We start from the raw sequence: 16,396 nt of genomic DNA on the forward strand, positions 1-16,396 counted from the left end.
AAAGGGCGTGTTTCCACGCCCTTTGTTTATGTTAAGAAGAGCGGTGAATTATTTATTATCTTTCACTTCTTCAAATTCAGCATCTACCACACCATCATCTTTTGCTGATGATTGTTGTGGTTGCTCGCCACCAGCTTGTTGAGCTTTTGCTTGCGCTGCTTGCATTAACGGTTCAGAGGCTTTAATTACAGCTTCAATTTTCGCTTCAATTTCTGCTTTATCTTCGCCTTTTGCTGCTGTTTCAAGCTCAGCGATTGCAGCTTCAATTTTCTCTTTATCTGCAGCACTCAATGCGTCGCCAGCTTCTGCAATTTGTTTACGTGTTGCGTGAGCAATGCCATCTGCTTGATTACGCGCTTGAACAACTTCTTCAAATTTACGGTCTGCATCAGCATTTGCTTCTGCATCACGCACCATTTGTTGAATTTCTTCATCAGATAAACCAGATGATGCTTGAATACGAATTTGTTGCTCTTTACCCGTATTTTTATCTTTTGCAGATACGTTGATTACGCCGTTTGCATCGATATCAAATGTTACTTCAATTTGTGGCATACCACGCGGTGCAGGATTAATACCTTCTAGGTTGAATTGACCTAAAGATTTATTGTCTGCCGCACGTTTACGTTCACCTTGAAGAACGTGAATGGTTACCGCACTTTGATTATCTTCTGCTGTTGAGAATACTTGCGATTTTTTGGTTGGAATCGTTGTATTTTTCTCAATTAAAGTGGTCATCACGCCGCCCATGGTTTCGATACCAAGTGATAATGGAGTAACATCTAATAAAAGAATGTCTTTCACATCGCCTTTTAATACACCACCTTGTACTGCCGCACCGATTGCCACCGCTTCATCAGGGTTTACATCTTTACGTGCTTCTTTGCCGAAGAACTCAGCCACTTTTTGTTGTACAAGTGGCATACGAGTTTGGCCACCCACAAGAATAATATCGTGGATTTCACTTACACCTTTACCAGCATCTTTTAATACAGTTTTGAGTGACTCAATTGAGCTTGCCACTAAATCTTCTACCAATGCTTCTAATTTTGCACGAGTGATATTTAATGCTAAGTGTTTAGGGCCAGTCGCATCTGCAGTGATGTAAGGTAAATTGACTTCGGTAGATTGAGCTGATGAAAGTTCAATTTTTGCTTTCTCTGCCGCTTCTTTCACACGTTGTAATGCCATCGCATCATTACGTAAATCGATGTTTTGTTCTTTTTTGAATTCATCAATGATGTAATCAATTACACGGTTATCAAAGTCTTCCCCGCCTAAGTGAGTGTTACCTCCCGTTGCTAATACTTCGAAAGTTTGTTCGCCATCAAAGTTATCAATTTCGATGATTGAAATATCGAATGTACCACCACCTAAGTCGTAAACTGCGATCACTTGATTCTCTTTACTTGAACCTAAACCGAACGCTAACGCAGCCGCTGTTGGTTCATTAATGATACGTTTAACGTCTAAACCAGCGATCTTACCTGCATCAATCGTTGCTTGACGTTGTGCATCATTAAAGTATGCAGGAACAGTAATTACTGCTTCTGTTACAGATTCACCCAAGAAATCTTCTGCAGTTTTTTTCATTTTTTTCAATACTTCGGCAGAGATTTGCGGTGGTGCTAACTTATCACCTTTTACGTTTACCCAAGCATCGCCATTGTCAGCACGAGTAATTTCAAAAGGCATAATTTTAATATCGCGTTGAACTTCTTCGCTTTCAAAACGACGACCAATTAAACGTTTAATCGCAAACAATGTATTTTTCGGGTTAGTGATTGCTTGACGTTTTGCTGGCTGACCCACTAAAGTTTCATTATCTGTATAAGCAATAATTGAAGGGGTTGTACGCGCACCCTCTGCATTTTCAATTACGCGAGCTTTGTCGCCGTCCATTACTGCTACACAAGAGTTTGTTGTACCTAAGTCAATACCAATAATTTTTCCCATTTTGTACTCCTAGTAAAAATTTTAAAATTCGGGGTAATTTATTACGAGTTTTAAGATGTGGATATTCCTTCGCATTTCAAGAGAAAATTTTAAAAATTTTTTATTTCTTAAAGTGCGGTAATTTCCGTTCTTGTTTTTCAAAATAAGTCTCAAATGATGAACTTCAAGGGGAAAACAAAAATTTTCAGGCAAGAAAAAGGGATTTGTGATAAATTTGGCGAAAATTTTTACTTTAAAATAGGAAAGAAATAAATGAAAAAATCAAAAATTGCTGCAGGCGTAGTCGTTGCGCTTGCTGCCGTTTGGTGTACCAGTGCATGGTTTACAGGGAAAAAGGCTGAAGAAGAATATTTACATCAACTAAAACAATTAAATCAACTATTTGCCAAAACTGAGGCATTAGAAGAAAGTAAAATTTTTTATAAAAATATAAAATATGACAGAGGATTATTTGCGTCTCATATTCAAGATCAAATTGAAATTCATAAAGCAAATGAAACGATCATTATTCCTTTATCATCAATACTTTATCACGGGCCTTTGCCGCTTGATCGTGTGGCAAAACTGAATTTCGTTCCAACCATTTTCTCAAGCCAAACCTTGTTAGGAAAAAATGCAACAACTCAGGCACTTTTTGACGTCACAAAATCAGAAAAACCGCTACAACTGAATTTTGCAATGAATTATGCCTTAAACGGTAATGCGGAATTAAAACTTGCATCGGGGCAATATCACAATGAACAATCTAAGGCTGAGCTTGATTGGTCAAATGTCGTATTAAATGTTGATTTAGACAAAAATGAACCCAGCCATTATACGCTATCTGTAGATGCATTTAATTCAAATGTCCCTAATCATACAGCTTCAACCGCTTCATCAATTAAAATAAAAGATCTTGTCGTACAAGGCTCACTACAAAGCACAAAATGGCCATTTATTTATAGTGGAAATATCAATAGTAAAATAGGCTATTTTGAGCAAAATACCGAATCTGCAGAGACTGGCGGAAAATTCTCTCTTATTCAGAAAAACAGCCAAACAAATTTAACTACACAAGTTGAGGGTGATACAGTAAATATCATCAATAAAACAAATCTGGATGAATTACATATTAACGGTAACAACTTAGGTAAAGTGACCAACAATGTAGAATTCAACCATATTGATGGCAATGCATTACAAGAGCTTTTAAACATTTTAGTAGCAATAGGCAAGGCTGATTCAGATATGCCGTTACCTAAACCATCGGTGCAAAAATTACAACAAGCAGGTATGGAAATTGCGAATAATCAGCCTCAAATTAAGTTTTCCCCTCTTTCTATTTCTGATGAAAAAGGCAAAGTGGCATTGGATCTGAATATTGCTTTAGTGCCAAATCCTAAATTTGATTTAATGCGTAGTGGCTTATACAAACAATTCAAAGATTTTTCCATCAATTTTGATGTGAATAAAGAAACTACAATTTCATTGTTATCTAAATTCACACCAGAAAACCAAAAGCAAGATTTAGTTTACAGAATAGATGAATTAGTTGCTGAAGGCGAAGCAAATGGCATTATCGTAAACACCGATAAAACCGTCACATTAACGCTTGCTTTAGAGAATAACGAATTGAAACTAAACGGCAAGCCAATCCCAGAAGAACAATTGAAAATGATCCTCTTCATTCTTGTAATGGGAGGATTTGGGAGATAACTAAAACAGGGCGATAAATTTTGTTCGCGTTTTTCAGTATCGTAGGGTGGGCTTCAGCCCACCGTTTTTATTCATTTTTTATGGTTAATTGGTGGGCTAAAGCCCACCCTACAACTATAAAGTGCGGTAAATTTTCGTTGCAGTTTAAGCTAAACGCTCTTTTAAATACCCTTCATAATCTGGCACGTCAATTTCCACATCTTGTTCAAATAAAACTGAAGTTAAAAGAAAATCTGCAGAACTTTGATTAATAGCAACAGGGATATTCCACACTGTTGCAATACGCATGAGGGCTTTTACATCAGGATCGTGTGGTGCGGCATTCATTGGATCCCAAAAGAAGATCATCATGTCAATTTTCTTTTCTGCGATTAATCCACCAAGTTGTTGGTCGCCGCCCATCGGACCACTTAATAAAGATTGAATGCTTAAACCTGTTTCTCGTTCTAAAATATGTCCAGTCGTACCTGTTGCATAAAGTATATGTGGCTTAAGAGCCTCTTTGTGTTTTTGCGTCCAATTCAGTAAATTTTTTTTGCAGCTATCATGAGCCACTAGTGCAATACGTTTGTGTTGAGTGAGGGTTCGTGTGGTTGTCTGCATTGCTGAGTCCTTTTTGAAAAAAATTTGAAAAAACTTTAAAACAAAGCCCAATGGAATGCAATATTTTACGGGTTATTTTAGCGAACAAAAAAACACGAAAAAATTACCGCACTTTCAAATAATTATTTATGCCAAAGCTGATTTGATATGATGATTTGATGAAAATTCACTATCTTTATCTCAAAAAATCTTCTAAAATTTACAAGATTTGTTAAATGTTTGTGAAAAGCAAATGTTGCCGTATTCGTGTTTAGCCTTGTCTAAACTAATATTCACTCAAAACAGATTAAGGAAAACCTATGTCTGAGATTTTAAAAAATGACGTTGATCCAATCGAAACACAAGATTGGTTGCAATCATTAGATTCATTAATTCGTGAAGAGGGCGTTGAACGTGCTCAATATATCGTTGAGCAAGTTATTGGTCAAGCACGCACAAGTGGTGTTTCATTGCCAACAGGGGTAACCACTGATTACGTGAATACTATTCCTGTGGCTGAACAACCTGCTTATCCAGGTGATCACGCCATCGAACGTCGTATTCGTTCAGCAGTACGTTGGAATGCGATCGCAATGGTTTTACGCAGTCAGAAGAAAGATCTTGATTTAGGTGGGCATATTTCCACTTTCCAATCTGCAGCAACAATGTATGAAGTGTGTTATAACCACTTCTTCAAAGCTGCAACAGAGAAAAACGGTGGCGACTTAATTTTCTTCCAAGGCCATGCAGCACCAGGTATGTATGCGCGTGCATTCTTAGAAGGTCGTTTAACTGAAGAACAAATGGATAACTTCCGTCAAGAAGCCTTTACGGACGGTTTATCTTCATATCCACACCCTAAATTAATGCCTGAATTTTGGCAATTCTCTACGGTTTCTATGGGTTTAGGCCCTGTAAACGCCATCTATCAAGCGCGTTTCTTAAAATACTTAGATAACCGTGGCTTAAAAGATACCAAAGATCAAAAAGTTTATGCGTTCTTAGGCGATGGCGAGATGGATGAAATTGAGTCTAAAGGAGCATTAACTTTCGCAGCACGTGAAAAATTAGATAACTTAATTTTCACTATTAGCTGTAACTTACAACGTTTAGATGGCCCTGTGAATGGTAATGGTAAAATCGTTCAAGAATTAGAAGGATTATTTACTGGTGCTGGCTGGGAAGTCATTAAAGTTTTATGGGGCAGCGATTGGGATAAATTATTCGCTAAAGATACTTCAGGTAAATTAACTCAGTTAATGATGGAAGTGGTTGATGGCGACTATTTAACCTTTAAATCTAAAGATGGTGCGTATATTCGTGAACACTTCTTCGGTCGTTACCCAGAAACTGCGGCATTAGTAGCAGATATGACCGATGATGAAATTTGGGCATTACGCCGTGGTGCACACGATAGCGAAAAATTATATGCAGCCTATGTAAAAGCACAAAATGCAACGAAACCAGTTGTAATTTTAGCCCATCAAGTTAAAGGTTATAAAATTCCTGAAGCGGAAAGTAAAAATACCGCTCACCAATCTAAAAAAATGTCTTACGAAAGCCTTAAAGGTTTCCGTGACTTCTTTGAACTACCATTAACCGATGAACAAGTAGAAAAATTAGAATACATTAAATTTGCTGAAGGCACACCTGAGTATGAATATTTACATGGTCATCGTAAAGCATTAAACGGTTATGTTCCTGCTCGTCGTACTAAATTTGATGTTGAATATAAAGTTCCTGCATTAGAAGAGTTTAAAGCATTATTAGAAGAACAACCACGTGGTATTTCAACCACTATGGCGTTTACTCGTGCATTAAACATCTTATTAAAAGATAAAAACATTGGTAAAACTATCGTTCCGATGATTGCGGATGAAGCGCGTACATTCGGTATGGAAGGTTTATTCCGTCAAGTAGGAATTTATAATCCTCACGGTCAAAACTATGTGCCTTCAGATCGTGACTTAGTTGCTTACTACCGCGAAGCAAAAGATGGTCAAGTTCTACAAGAAGGTATCAATGAATTAGGTGCAACCGCATCTTGGTTAGCTGCAGCAAATTCATATTCTGTCAATAACCAACCGATGATCCCATTCTTTATTTATTACTCAATGTTTGGTTTCCAACGCGTAGGCGATTTAATGTGGGCAGCGGGAGACCAATTAGCGCGTGGCTTTATGGTAGGGGGTACTTCTGGTCGTACAACCTTAAATGGCGAAGGTTTACAACACGAAGATGGTCACAGCCATATTCAAGCTGGCGTTATTCCTAATTGCGTTACTTACGATCCATCATTCGCATTTGAAGTCGCTGTAATTATGCAAGACGGTATTAACCGTATGTACGGCGAAAAACAAGAAGATGTGTTCTATTATATGACTACATTAAATGAAGTGATGGATCAACCTGCAATGCCAGCTGGTGCGGAAGAAGGTATCCGCAAAGGTTTATATAAATTTGAAACAGTGGAAGGCAAAAAAGGCAAAGGTCACGTTCAATTGTTAGGTTCTGGTGCGATTATGCGTCACGTGCGTGAAGCAGCACAAATTCTTGCAAAAGATTATGGCGTTACATCAGATGTATTCTCTGCCCCATCTTTCAATGAATTGGCTCGTGAAGGTCACGATGTGGCACGTTGGAACTTATTACACCCAACAGAGACACAACGTGTGCCTTATGTTACTCAAGTATTAGCTGATTTACCAACAGTTGCTTCAACTGACTATGTGAAAGGTTACGCTGATCAAATTCGTGCGTTCGTTCCAAATCGTCACTATCACGTATTAGGTACAGATGGTTTCGGTCGTTCAGATAGCCGTGCAAACTTACGTGAACACTTTGAAGTCGATGCTCGTTATGTGGTGGTTGCAGCACTTTCACAATTAGCAAAAGAAGGTACAGTTACTAATAAAGTAGTGGCTGATGCGATTGTAAAATTTGGCTTAAATGTAGATCGTATCAATCCGCTTTATGCGTAATTGATAAGAACGCGGTTAAAATTTTGGTAAATTTTGACCGCACTTTAAAAGGAACAAACAAATGTCAAAACAAATTAATATTCCAGATATTGGTAGCGATGAAGTTACCGTAACAGAAGTGATGGTAAATGTGGGAGATACTATTTCTGTTGATCAATCCATTATTAACGTTGAGGGCGATAAAGCTTCAATGGAAGTCCCTGTACCAGAAGCTGGTGTTGTAAAAGAAGTTTTAGTCAAAGTGGGCGATAAAGTTTCAACTGGTACTCCAATGCTTGTATTAGAAGCGGCAGGTGCTGCACCAGCAGCTGATGCACCTACTGCACCAGTGGTTGCTACCGCACCAACAGCTTCAGCTATTGTGGAAGTAAATGTGCCAGATATTGGATCTGATGAAGTCAATGTTACTGAAATTATGGTTAAAGTGGGCGATAGCGTTGAAGTTGATCAATCGATCATTAATGTTGAAGGCGATAAAGCTTCAATGGAAGTTCCTGCTCCAATCGCAGGTGTGGTAAAAGAAATTTTAATCAATGTCGGTGATCAAGTTTCAACTGGCAAATTGATTATGAAATTTGAAACCGCATCAGCTGCTCCAGTTGCTGCAACAGCACCTGCTCAAACTGCTGAGCCTGTAGTTGCTACAACATCTGCAATCAAAGATGTGAATGTGCCAGATATTGGTGGCGATGAAGTCAATGTAACCGAAATTATGGTCGCAGTTGGCGATACAATCACTGAAGAACAATCTTTAATTACCGTTGAAGGCGATAAAGCCTCAATGGAAGTTCCTGCTCCATTCGGCGGTGTGGTAAAAGAAATTCTAGTGAAATCAGGCGATAAAGTTTCAACTGGTTCATTAATTATGCGTTTTGAAGTAGCAGGTACAGCTCCAGCAGCAGCAACATCAGCATCAGCATCAGCACCACAGGCAGCAGCTCCTGCACCTACTGCACAAGCACCTCAATCAAATAACAACGTATCTGGATTAAGCCAAGAACAAGTAGAAGCAAGTACAGGCTATGCACACGCAACACCTGTAATTCGTCGTTTAGCACGTGAATTTGGCGTAAACTTAGATAAAGTAAAAGGTACAGGTCGTAAAGGTCGTATCGTTAAAGAAGATATCGAAGCTTATGTGAAGACCGCAGTTAAAGCCTATGAAAGCGGTGCAACAGCCCAAGCATCAGGCAATGGCGTAGCAAACGGTGCTGGCTTAGGCTTATTGCCGTGGCCAAAAGTTGATTTCAGTAAATTTGGTGAAATTGAAGAAGTTGAATTAAGTCGTATCAACAAAATTTCAGGTGCTAACTTACATCGTAACTGGGTAATAATTCCACACGTTACTCACTTCGATAAAGCAGATATCACTGATTTAGAAGCCTTCCGTAAAGAACAAAATGTATTAGCAGAAAAACAAAAACTTGGTGTAAAAATCACGCCAGTTGTGTTTATTATGAAAGCAGCGGCAAAAGCATTAGAAGCCTACCCTCGTTTCAACAGCTCAATTACCGAAGATGCACAACGTTTAATCTTGAAAAAATACATTAATATTGGTGTTGCTGTAGATACTCCAAATGGCTTAGTCGTTCCAGTATTCAAAGATGTAAACAAGAAAGGCATCATTGAACTTTCACGTGAATTAATGGAAGTGTCGAAAAAAGCACGTGAAGGCAAATTGACTGCATCAGATATGCAAGGCGGCTGTTTTACTATTTCAAGTCTTGGTGGTATTGGTACAACTCACTTTGCGCCAATCGTAAATGCGCCAGAAGTAGCTATCCTCGGTGTGTCTAAATCATCAATGGAGCCAGTATGGAACGGTAAAGAATTTGCGCCACGCTTAATTCTTCCGATGTCATTATCATTTGACCACCGTGTCATTGATGGTGCAGATGGTGCTCGTTTCATTAGCTATCTTGGCTCTGTTTTAGCAGATTTACGCCGCTTAGTAATGTAATCCGTAGGTGGGTTCAGCCCACCTATTAATGAGATCTATTAGAAATCTTTGGTGGGCTGAAGCCCACCCTACAAAGACTACAAAGACCGTAAAAGTGCGGTCAATATTTTTAACGTTTTTACGAGGTAAAAATGAGTAAAGAAATTAAAACCCAAGTCGTTGTACTTGGTGCAGGTCCTGCAGGTTATTCAGCCGCATTCCGTTGTGCGGATTTAGGATTAGAAACTGTTATTGTTGAGCGTTATTCAACCTTAGGTGGGGTGTGTTTAAACGTAGGTTGTATTCCATCTAAAGCGTTATTACACGTTGCAAAAGTAATTGAAGAAGCAAAGCATGCTAATAAAAATGGTATTTACTTTAGTGAACCACGCATTGATCTAGATGAAGTGCGTGCAGGTAAAGAAGCCGTTGTTGCTAAATTAACAGGCGGTTTAGCGGGAATGGCAAAAGCACGTAAAGTGACTGTTGTTGAGGGTTTAGCGACTTTTACCGATTCTCACACATTAGTTGCGCGTGATCGCGATGGAAACCCAACGACTGTTAAATTCGACAATGCCATTATTGCGGCAGGTTCTCGTCCAGTTCAATTACCCTTTATCCCACACGAAGATCCACGTATTTGGGATTCAACAGATGCGCTTAAATTAAAAGAAGTACCGAAAAAACTACTTATTATGGGCGGTGGTATCATCGGCTTAGAAATGGGTACTGTATACAATGCTTTAGGTTCTGAAGTTGAAGTTGTTGAAATGTTCGACCAAGTGATTCCTGCAGCAGATAAAGATGTTGTTGGTATTTACACTAAACAAGTTGAGAAAAAATTTAAGTTAATGCTTGAAACCAAAGTGACGGCAGTTGCAGCAAAAGATGACGGCATCTATGTTTCAATGGAAGGCAAAGCATGCAATGACACCAAACGTTATGATGCGGTGCTTGTCGCTATCGGTCGTGTACCAAATGGTAAATTAATTGATGCAGGTAAAGCAGGTGTTGAAGTGGATGATCGTGGTTTTATTCACGTTGATAAACAAATGCGTACCAACGTGCCACATATCTACGCAATTGGGGATATTGTAGGTCAGCCAATGTTAGCACATAAAGGTGTTCACGAAGGTCACGTTGCCGCAGAAGTCATTGCGGGACAAAAACACTACTTCGATCCTAAAGTGATTCCATCCATAGCTTATACTGAACCAGAAGTAGCTTGGGTAGGTAAAACTGAGAAAGAATGTAAACAAGAAGGTTTAAACTACGAAGTCGCTAAATTCCCTTGGGCTGCATCAGGCCGCGCGATTGCTTCTGAATGTTCAGAAGGTATGACGAAGTTAATCTTTGATAAAGATACACATCGTGTACTGGGCGGTGCAATCGTTGGTTCTAATGGTGGCGAATTATTAGGAGAAATTGGTTTGGCAATTGAAATGGGTTGCGATGCAGAAGATATTGCATTAACTATCCACGCTCACCCAACTTTACACGAGTCTGTTGGTTTAGCCGCGGAAGTATTTGAAGGCTCAATCACTGACCTTCCAAATGCAAAAGCGAAGAAAAAATAATTTCTATTTAAGAAGTTTTAATTAATCTTAAATTGTAAATTCAAACTTAAATAAAAATCCCCAATAGGGGATTTTTATTTTCCTATATTTTTGTTTTTTTATGATAAAATACCGTCCTAAAAACGTTTATTTTTTTACCGCACTTTTGAGCATTATTTATGACTACACAACTTGATTTAATTAAATCTTCTATCAAATCAATTCCTAACTATCCAAAAGAAGGCATTATCTTCCGCGACATTACTACCCTTTTAGAAGTTCCAGCAGCTTTTAAAGCAACAATAGATCTTATTGTGGAACAATATCGAGACAAAGGAATCACAAAAGTACTTGGAACTGAATCTCGTGGTTTTATTTTTGGCGCACCGGTAGCTTTAGCCTTAGGATTGCCTTTTGAATTAGTACGTAAACCTAAAAAATTACCACGTGAGACTATTTCGCAATCTTATCAATTAGAATATGGTCAAGATACTTTAGAAATGCACGTTGATGCAATTTCACAAGGAGATAATGTTTTAATTATTGATGATTTATTAGCAACAGGTGGCACCGTTGAAGCAACGGTAAAATTAGTCCAACGTTTAGGTGGAACTGTAAAACACGCTGCATTTGTGATTAATTTACCTGAATTAGGTGGCGAAAAACGCTTAAATCATTTAGGTGTTGATTGCCATACACTCGTCAATTTTGAAGGTCACTAATTAAGGATTCGATGAGCTATCAAGTCTTAGCCAGAAAATGGCGACCAAAAACATTTGCTGATGTCGTTGGGCAAGAACACATTATCACGGCATTAGCAAATGGATTAAAAGATAATCGACTACATCACGCCTATCTCTTTTCTGGTACGCGTGGTGTAGGAAAAACCTCTATTGCTAGATTATTCGCAAAAGGATTAAATTGTGTTCACGGCGTAACAGCAACCCCTTGTGGAGAATGTGAAAATTGTAAAGCGATCGAGCAAGGCAATTTCATTGATTTAATTGAAATTGATGCGGCATCTCGCACAAAAGTTGAAGACACGCGTGAATTATTGGATAACGTGCAATATAAACCTGTTGTGGGAAGATTTAAGGTTTACTTAATCGATGAAGTCCATATGCTATCCCGTCATTCATTTAATGCGTTGCTCAAGACTTTGGAAGAACCGCCCGAATACGTAAAATTCTTACTCGCGACAACGGATCCACAAAAATTACCTGTAACTATTCTTTCTCGCTGTTTACAATTTCATCTTAAAGCATTAGATGAAACCCAAATCTCCCAGCATCTTGCCCATATTCTGACGCAAGAAAATATTCCTTTTGAAGAACCTGCATTAGTTAAACTTGCAAAAGCGGCGCAAGGAAGTATTCGTGATAGCTTAAGTTTAACGGATCAGGCCATTGCAATGGGCGACCGACAAGTTACAAATAGTGTTGTAAGCAATATGTTAGGGTTGCTTGATGATAACTATTCTGTTGATATTTTATACGCCTTACACCAAGGCAATGGCGAACTCTTAATGCGAACACTGCAAAGAGTTGCAGATGCAGCAGGTGATTGGGATAAATTACTTGGCGAATGTGCAGAAAAATTGCATCAAATTGCACTCATGCAACTTCTTCCACAAAAATCTTCAGATAACAATGAACATTTTTCATTTTTAGCCAAACATATCTCTCCAGAAGATGTTCAGTTTTTTTATCAAGTGATCATTTCTGGTAGAAAAGATTTATCAAATGCGCCAAATCGTCGTATTGGAGCAGAAATGACATTATTGAGGGCATTGGCATTCCACCCAAAGTTCCTTACGGCAGTACCAAAGGCTAACACTACAATTACTCCACCGCCATCAACGCCAAGTGCGGTTGAAAATACTGGTAATTATGTAGATGTGCCAGTACTGTCGCAAAGTATAAAATCAGCTTATTCTCAAGCAAAACCAAATAAAACGAGCATTCCAAATTTGGCAAGCCTTTCCGCTTTAGATGCGCTGGAACATTTAACACAACTCGAAAACCAAGAACGTCAAGAACACAAAGCTGAATCATTAGCTGCAGTAAGTGAGACTTTACATCACATCCAAGAACTGGACGAAGAAAAATCTCATAAAAAAATGACCGCACTTCCCGTGCGAGAAATGACTGAACCAAAGCCCAAGCACATAGAAAAACCAACATCACCACCAAATGCCACACAAGCTCCACAAGAAAATAGCACAGAAGAAAATTCAAGTGATGATAATGCAGAAGTTGCTCAAGATGAACAAGAAATCTTGAGTGCTGACACCTATCGTTGGGAATGGAGCAATCCAGAACTTGCTAAAGCCGATACAGGCGTTCGTCCTTCTGATATAAAACAGGCGATTTTAAAAGATATTACGCCTGAATTACGTTCAAAAATCATTACCCAAACTCAACAACAAGATGAGTGGGCAGATATAGTTGAACGTTCTGGCGTAACAGGATTTAGCAAAGAATTAGCGTTAAATTGTTTCTTACAAAGCAAAACCGATGATGAAATCAATCTTGGACTACATTCAGAAAAATCTCATTTACGCCAAGACAGAAGTATAAAAAATTTGGTTGAAGCTTTAAGTAAATTGCAAGGTAAAGATATTCGATTAACAATCAATCTTGATGATAGCAATGTCACGACGCCAATTGAATATCGCCGTAATATTTACCAAGCATTGCGGGAAAAAGCTCAAAATGAGTTGCAAAAAGATAACAAACTACAAATATTACTCAATGAGTTCGATGCAAAATTAGACGTAGAGAGTATTCGACCAGTTTAAAAATATTGTGTTTTCCCCTCACAATTTCCCTATCAAATTTATAAAACCATCAGAATATTTTTATTAAACTCTACCATTTTGTATGTTTTTAATCTAAAATTCGTCAATTTGTTTTTTAAGAGTCAAAAGGAGAGTGAAAATGAAACTAGTTGAAGTAAAACACCCACTTGTAAAACACAAACTAGGTGTGATGCGTGAAGCTGAGATTGATACAAAAAAATTCCGTGAACTGGCAACAGAAATTGGTAGCCTATTAACCTATGAAGCAACCTCTAATTTAGAAACTGAAAAAGTAACGATCAACAGTTGGAATGGCCCTGTAGAAATTGATCGAATTAAAGGTAAAAAAGTAACGGTTGTGCCAATTTTACGTGCTGGTTTAGGTATGATGGATGGTGTACTTGAACATGTACCAAGCGCACGTATCAGTGTAGTGGGAATCTACCGTAATGAAGAAACCCTTAAGCCAGTCCCTTATTTTCAAAAATTAGCCAGCGATTTAGAAGAACGTCTTGCAATTGTTGTCGATCCAATGCTTGCAACAGGCGGTTCTATGATTGCCACCCTCGATCTTTTAAAAGCAAAAGGTTGTAAACATATCAAAGTATTAGTATTGGTCGCTGCGCCAGAAGGAATTAAAGCTCTTGAGGCTGCGCACCCTGACATTGAACTCTACTGCGCTTCTATTGATAGCCATTTAAATGAACAAGGTTACATTATTCCGGGTCTTGGTGACGCGGGCGATAAAATTTTTGGGACAAAATAATCCCCAAAACAAGACGGCATTTAAGCCGTCTTTTTTCCGTGCGTGAAACACAAGAAAAACTGACCGCACTTTTAAGTTAATTCAAACAGAGAGTTGAAACTAAATGACAAACCAAACTTCTTCTTTTCCTTCGGAAAATCAAAGCAAATTAAAACAATCTTTCGTTGGCCTACAAATGCTCTTCGTCGCATTTGGTGCGCTTGTTCTTGTACCATTAATTACAGGCCTTGATTCCAATACGGCATTATTAACAGCAGGCGTTGGCACTCTACTTTTCCAATTTTGTACAGGCAAACAAGTGCCTATTTTCTTGGCATCATCTTTTGCCTTTATCGCGCCCATTCAATATGGTGTTCAAACTTGGGGTATTGCGACTACGATGGGCGGTTTAGCGTTTACTGGGCTTGTTTATTTCGCCTTGAGTACGTTAGTAAAATTACGGGGAGCAGAAGCACTACAACGTTTTTTCCCACCAGTGGTTGTTGGGCCAGTAATTATTATCATTGGCATGGGGCTTGCACCTATTGCGGTGGATATGTCCTTAGGCAAAAACAGTGCTTATGCGTATAACGATGCGGTATTAGTTTCAATGGTAACGCTTCTTACCACTTTATCTGTGGCAGTATTTGCCAAAGGATTGATGAAACTTATTCCAATAATGTTCGGTATTACCGCAGGCTATATTTTGTGTTTGTTTCTGGGTTTAATTAATTTCCAACCAGTGATTGATGCACCTTGGTTCAGTTTGCCAAAATTAACGACACCTGAATTTAACCTAGAAGCTATTCTTTATATGTTACCAATTGCTATTGCCCCTGCCGTAGAACACGTTGGTGGTATTATGGCGATTAGCTCTGTGACAGGTAAAGATTTTCTAAAAAAACCAGGATTACACCGCACTTTATTAGGCGATGGCGTCGCTACTGCTGCAGCTTCTTTAGTGGGCGGTCCGCCTAATACGACTTATGCGGAAGTTACTGGTGCTGTGATGCTAACACGCAACTTTAACCCCAATATTATGACTTGGGCTGCTGTTTGGGCTATTGCGATTTCATTCTGTGGAAAAGTAGGCGCATTCCTATCAACCATTCCAACGATTGTAATGGGTGGAATTATGATGCTTGTTTTCGGTTCAATCGCAGTCGTGGGCATTAGCACCTTAATTCGTGGCAAAGTTGATGTTACCGAAGCGCGTAATCTATGTATTATTTCTGTCGTAATGACATTTGGTATCGGCAATATGTTTGTAGATGTGGGTAACGTATCACTAAAAGGTATCAGCTTATGTGCGATTGTTGCTATCATCTTAAACCTTGTTTTACCGAAAGCAAAAAATGAAGTAGAATAATCCTCATTTCAAAGGGTTAAATTATCATTTAGCCCTTTCTTACTTAATCTGTACTACATAAACATTTGAATAAACAGCTTCCCTTACCCATTCATCAAATTGATGATGCCACATTAGAAAACTTTTACGGCGATAATAATCTTTTATTGCTTGATTCTTTACGCAAAAATTCATCTGATTTAAAACAACCGTTTTTCTACATTTGGGGAGATAAAGGCTCTGGTAAAACCCATTTACTTAGAGCATTCAGTAACGAATATTTAATCAATCAACGTACTGCTATTTATGTACCCCTTAGCAAATCTCAATATTTTTCTACCGCAGTTCTTGAAAATTTAGAACAGCAAGAATTGGTATGCTTAGATGATTTACAAAGCGTCATAGGAAATGATGAATGGGAATTAGCTATTTTTGATCTATTCAATCGAATTAAAGCAAGCGGAAAAACGCTGTTACTAATTAGTGCAGATAAATCTCCCTCCGCACTTTCTGTAAAATTACCTGATTTAAACTCTCGCTTGACTTGGGGGGAAATTTATCAATTAAATTCATTAACAGATGAACAAAAAGTCGAAGTACTACAGCATACAGCTTACCAACGAGGATTCCAATTATCTGACGAAACTGCAAATTTTTTAATTACACGACTAGCACGAGATATGCATACTTTATTTGAAGCACTTGATCTACTAGATAAAGCATCATTGCAAGCACAACGAAATCTCACAATTCCTTTTGTCAAAGAAATTTTAAACCTATAACAAAAAAGGCAC

General features: G+C 38.4%; 11 protein-coding genes. 9 read left to right on the plus strand and 2 right to left on the minus strand.

All coding sequences use genetic code 11. The annotated features are described in order from the left end of the window. Positions 1–48 precede the first annotated feature (48 nt). Entirely contained in the window at positions 49–1,956 is a 1,908-nt protein-coding gene (dnaK, locus tag ACPT8Q_RS07380) for a molecular chaperone DnaK (protein ID WP_050948484.1), read from the minus strand. Positions 1,957–2,208: 252 nt separating this feature from the next. On the opposite strand from dnaK, the gene ACPT8Q_RS07385 reads away from it, so the two are divergent. Continuing rightward, the gene (locus ACPT8Q_RS07385; protein WP_050948485.1) at positions 2,209–3,651 is read left to right on the plus strand and encodes a YdgA family protein; all 1,443 of its coding nucleotides are present in this window, start codon (positions 2,209–2,211) and stop codon (positions 3,649–3,651) included. A gap of 144 nt (positions 3,652–3,795) precedes the next feature. Here the strand turns inward: ACPT8Q_RS07385 and mgsA are convergent, their stop codons facing one another. Further along, the gene (gene mgsA, locus ACPT8Q_RS07390) at positions 3,796–4,254 is read right to left on the minus strand and encodes a methylglyoxal synthase (RefSeq protein WP_005687337.1); all 459 of its coding nucleotides are present in this window, start codon (positions 4,252–4,254) and stop codon (positions 3,796–3,798) included. A gap of 299 nt (positions 4,255–4,553) precedes the next feature. Here mgsA and aceE point away from each other — a divergent pair, with 299 nt between their 5' ends. The 8 genes from aceE (at position 4,554) to hda (ending at position 16,384) form a co-directional block, all read left to right on the plus strand. Next, positions 4,554–7,214 (plus strand): pyruvate dehydrogenase (acetyl-transferring), homodimeric type, encoded by a 2,661-nt coding sequence (aceE, locus tag ACPT8Q_RS07395; RefSeq protein ID WP_050948486.1) that lies wholly within the window; start codon positions 4,554–4,556, stop codon positions 7,212–7,214. A 61-nt stretch (positions 7,215–7,275) separates the two neighbouring features. Beyond that, complete coding sequence (aceF, locus tag ACPT8Q_RS07400; protein ID WP_425627515.1) at positions 7,276–9,174, plus strand: pyruvate dehydrogenase complex dihydrolipoyllysine-residue acetyltransferase; 1,899 nt, start codon at positions 7,276–7,278, stop codon at positions 9,172–9,174. A gap of 131 nt (positions 9,175–9,305) precedes the next feature. After that, on the plus strand, positions 9,306–10,730 hold the full coding sequence (lpdA, locus tag ACPT8Q_RS07405; RefSeq protein ID WP_005657612.1) for a dihydrolipoyl dehydrogenase: 1,425 nt from the start codon (positions 9,306–9,308) through the stop codon (positions 10,728–10,730). 158 nt (positions 10,731–10,888) lie between these two features. Further along, entirely contained in the window at positions 10,889–11,431 is a 543-nt protein-coding gene (gene apt, locus ACPT8Q_RS07410) for an adenine phosphoribosyltransferase (protein WP_014550691.1), read from the plus strand. 11 nt (positions 11,432–11,442) lie between these two features. Continuing rightward, positions 11,443–13,509 (plus strand): DNA polymerase III subunit gamma/tau, encoded by a 2,067-nt coding sequence (gene dnaX, locus ACPT8Q_RS07415; RefSeq protein ID WP_050948488.1) that lies wholly within the window; start codon positions 11,443–11,445, stop codon positions 13,507–13,509. Between the two features lie 139 nt (positions 13,510–13,648). After that, positions 13,649–14,275, plus strand: coding sequence for a uracil phosphoribosyltransferase (gene upp, locus ACPT8Q_RS07420; RefSeq protein WP_050948489.1), 627 nt, complete (start codon positions 13,649–13,651; stop codon positions 14,273–14,275). 103 nt (positions 14,276–14,378) lie between these two features. After that, positions 14,379–15,623, plus strand: coding sequence for a nucleobase:cation symporter-2 family protein (locus tag ACPT8Q_RS07425; protein ID WP_050948490.1), 1,245 nt, complete (start codon positions 14,379–14,381; stop codon positions 15,621–15,623). Between the two features lie 65 nt (positions 15,624–15,688). Next, complete coding sequence (hda, locus tag ACPT8Q_RS07430; RefSeq protein ID WP_005689548.1) at positions 15,689–16,384, plus strand: DnaA regulatory inactivator Hda; 696 nt, start codon at positions 15,689–15,691, stop codon at positions 16,382–16,384. Positions 16,385–16,396: the final 12 nt, after the last annotated feature.

Source organism: Haemophilus sp. HN_Hi10 (assembly GCF_049821985.1).
GTDB lineage: Bacteria > Pseudomonadota > Gammaproteobacteria > Enterobacterales > Pasteurellaceae > Haemophilus > Haemophilus influenzae_D.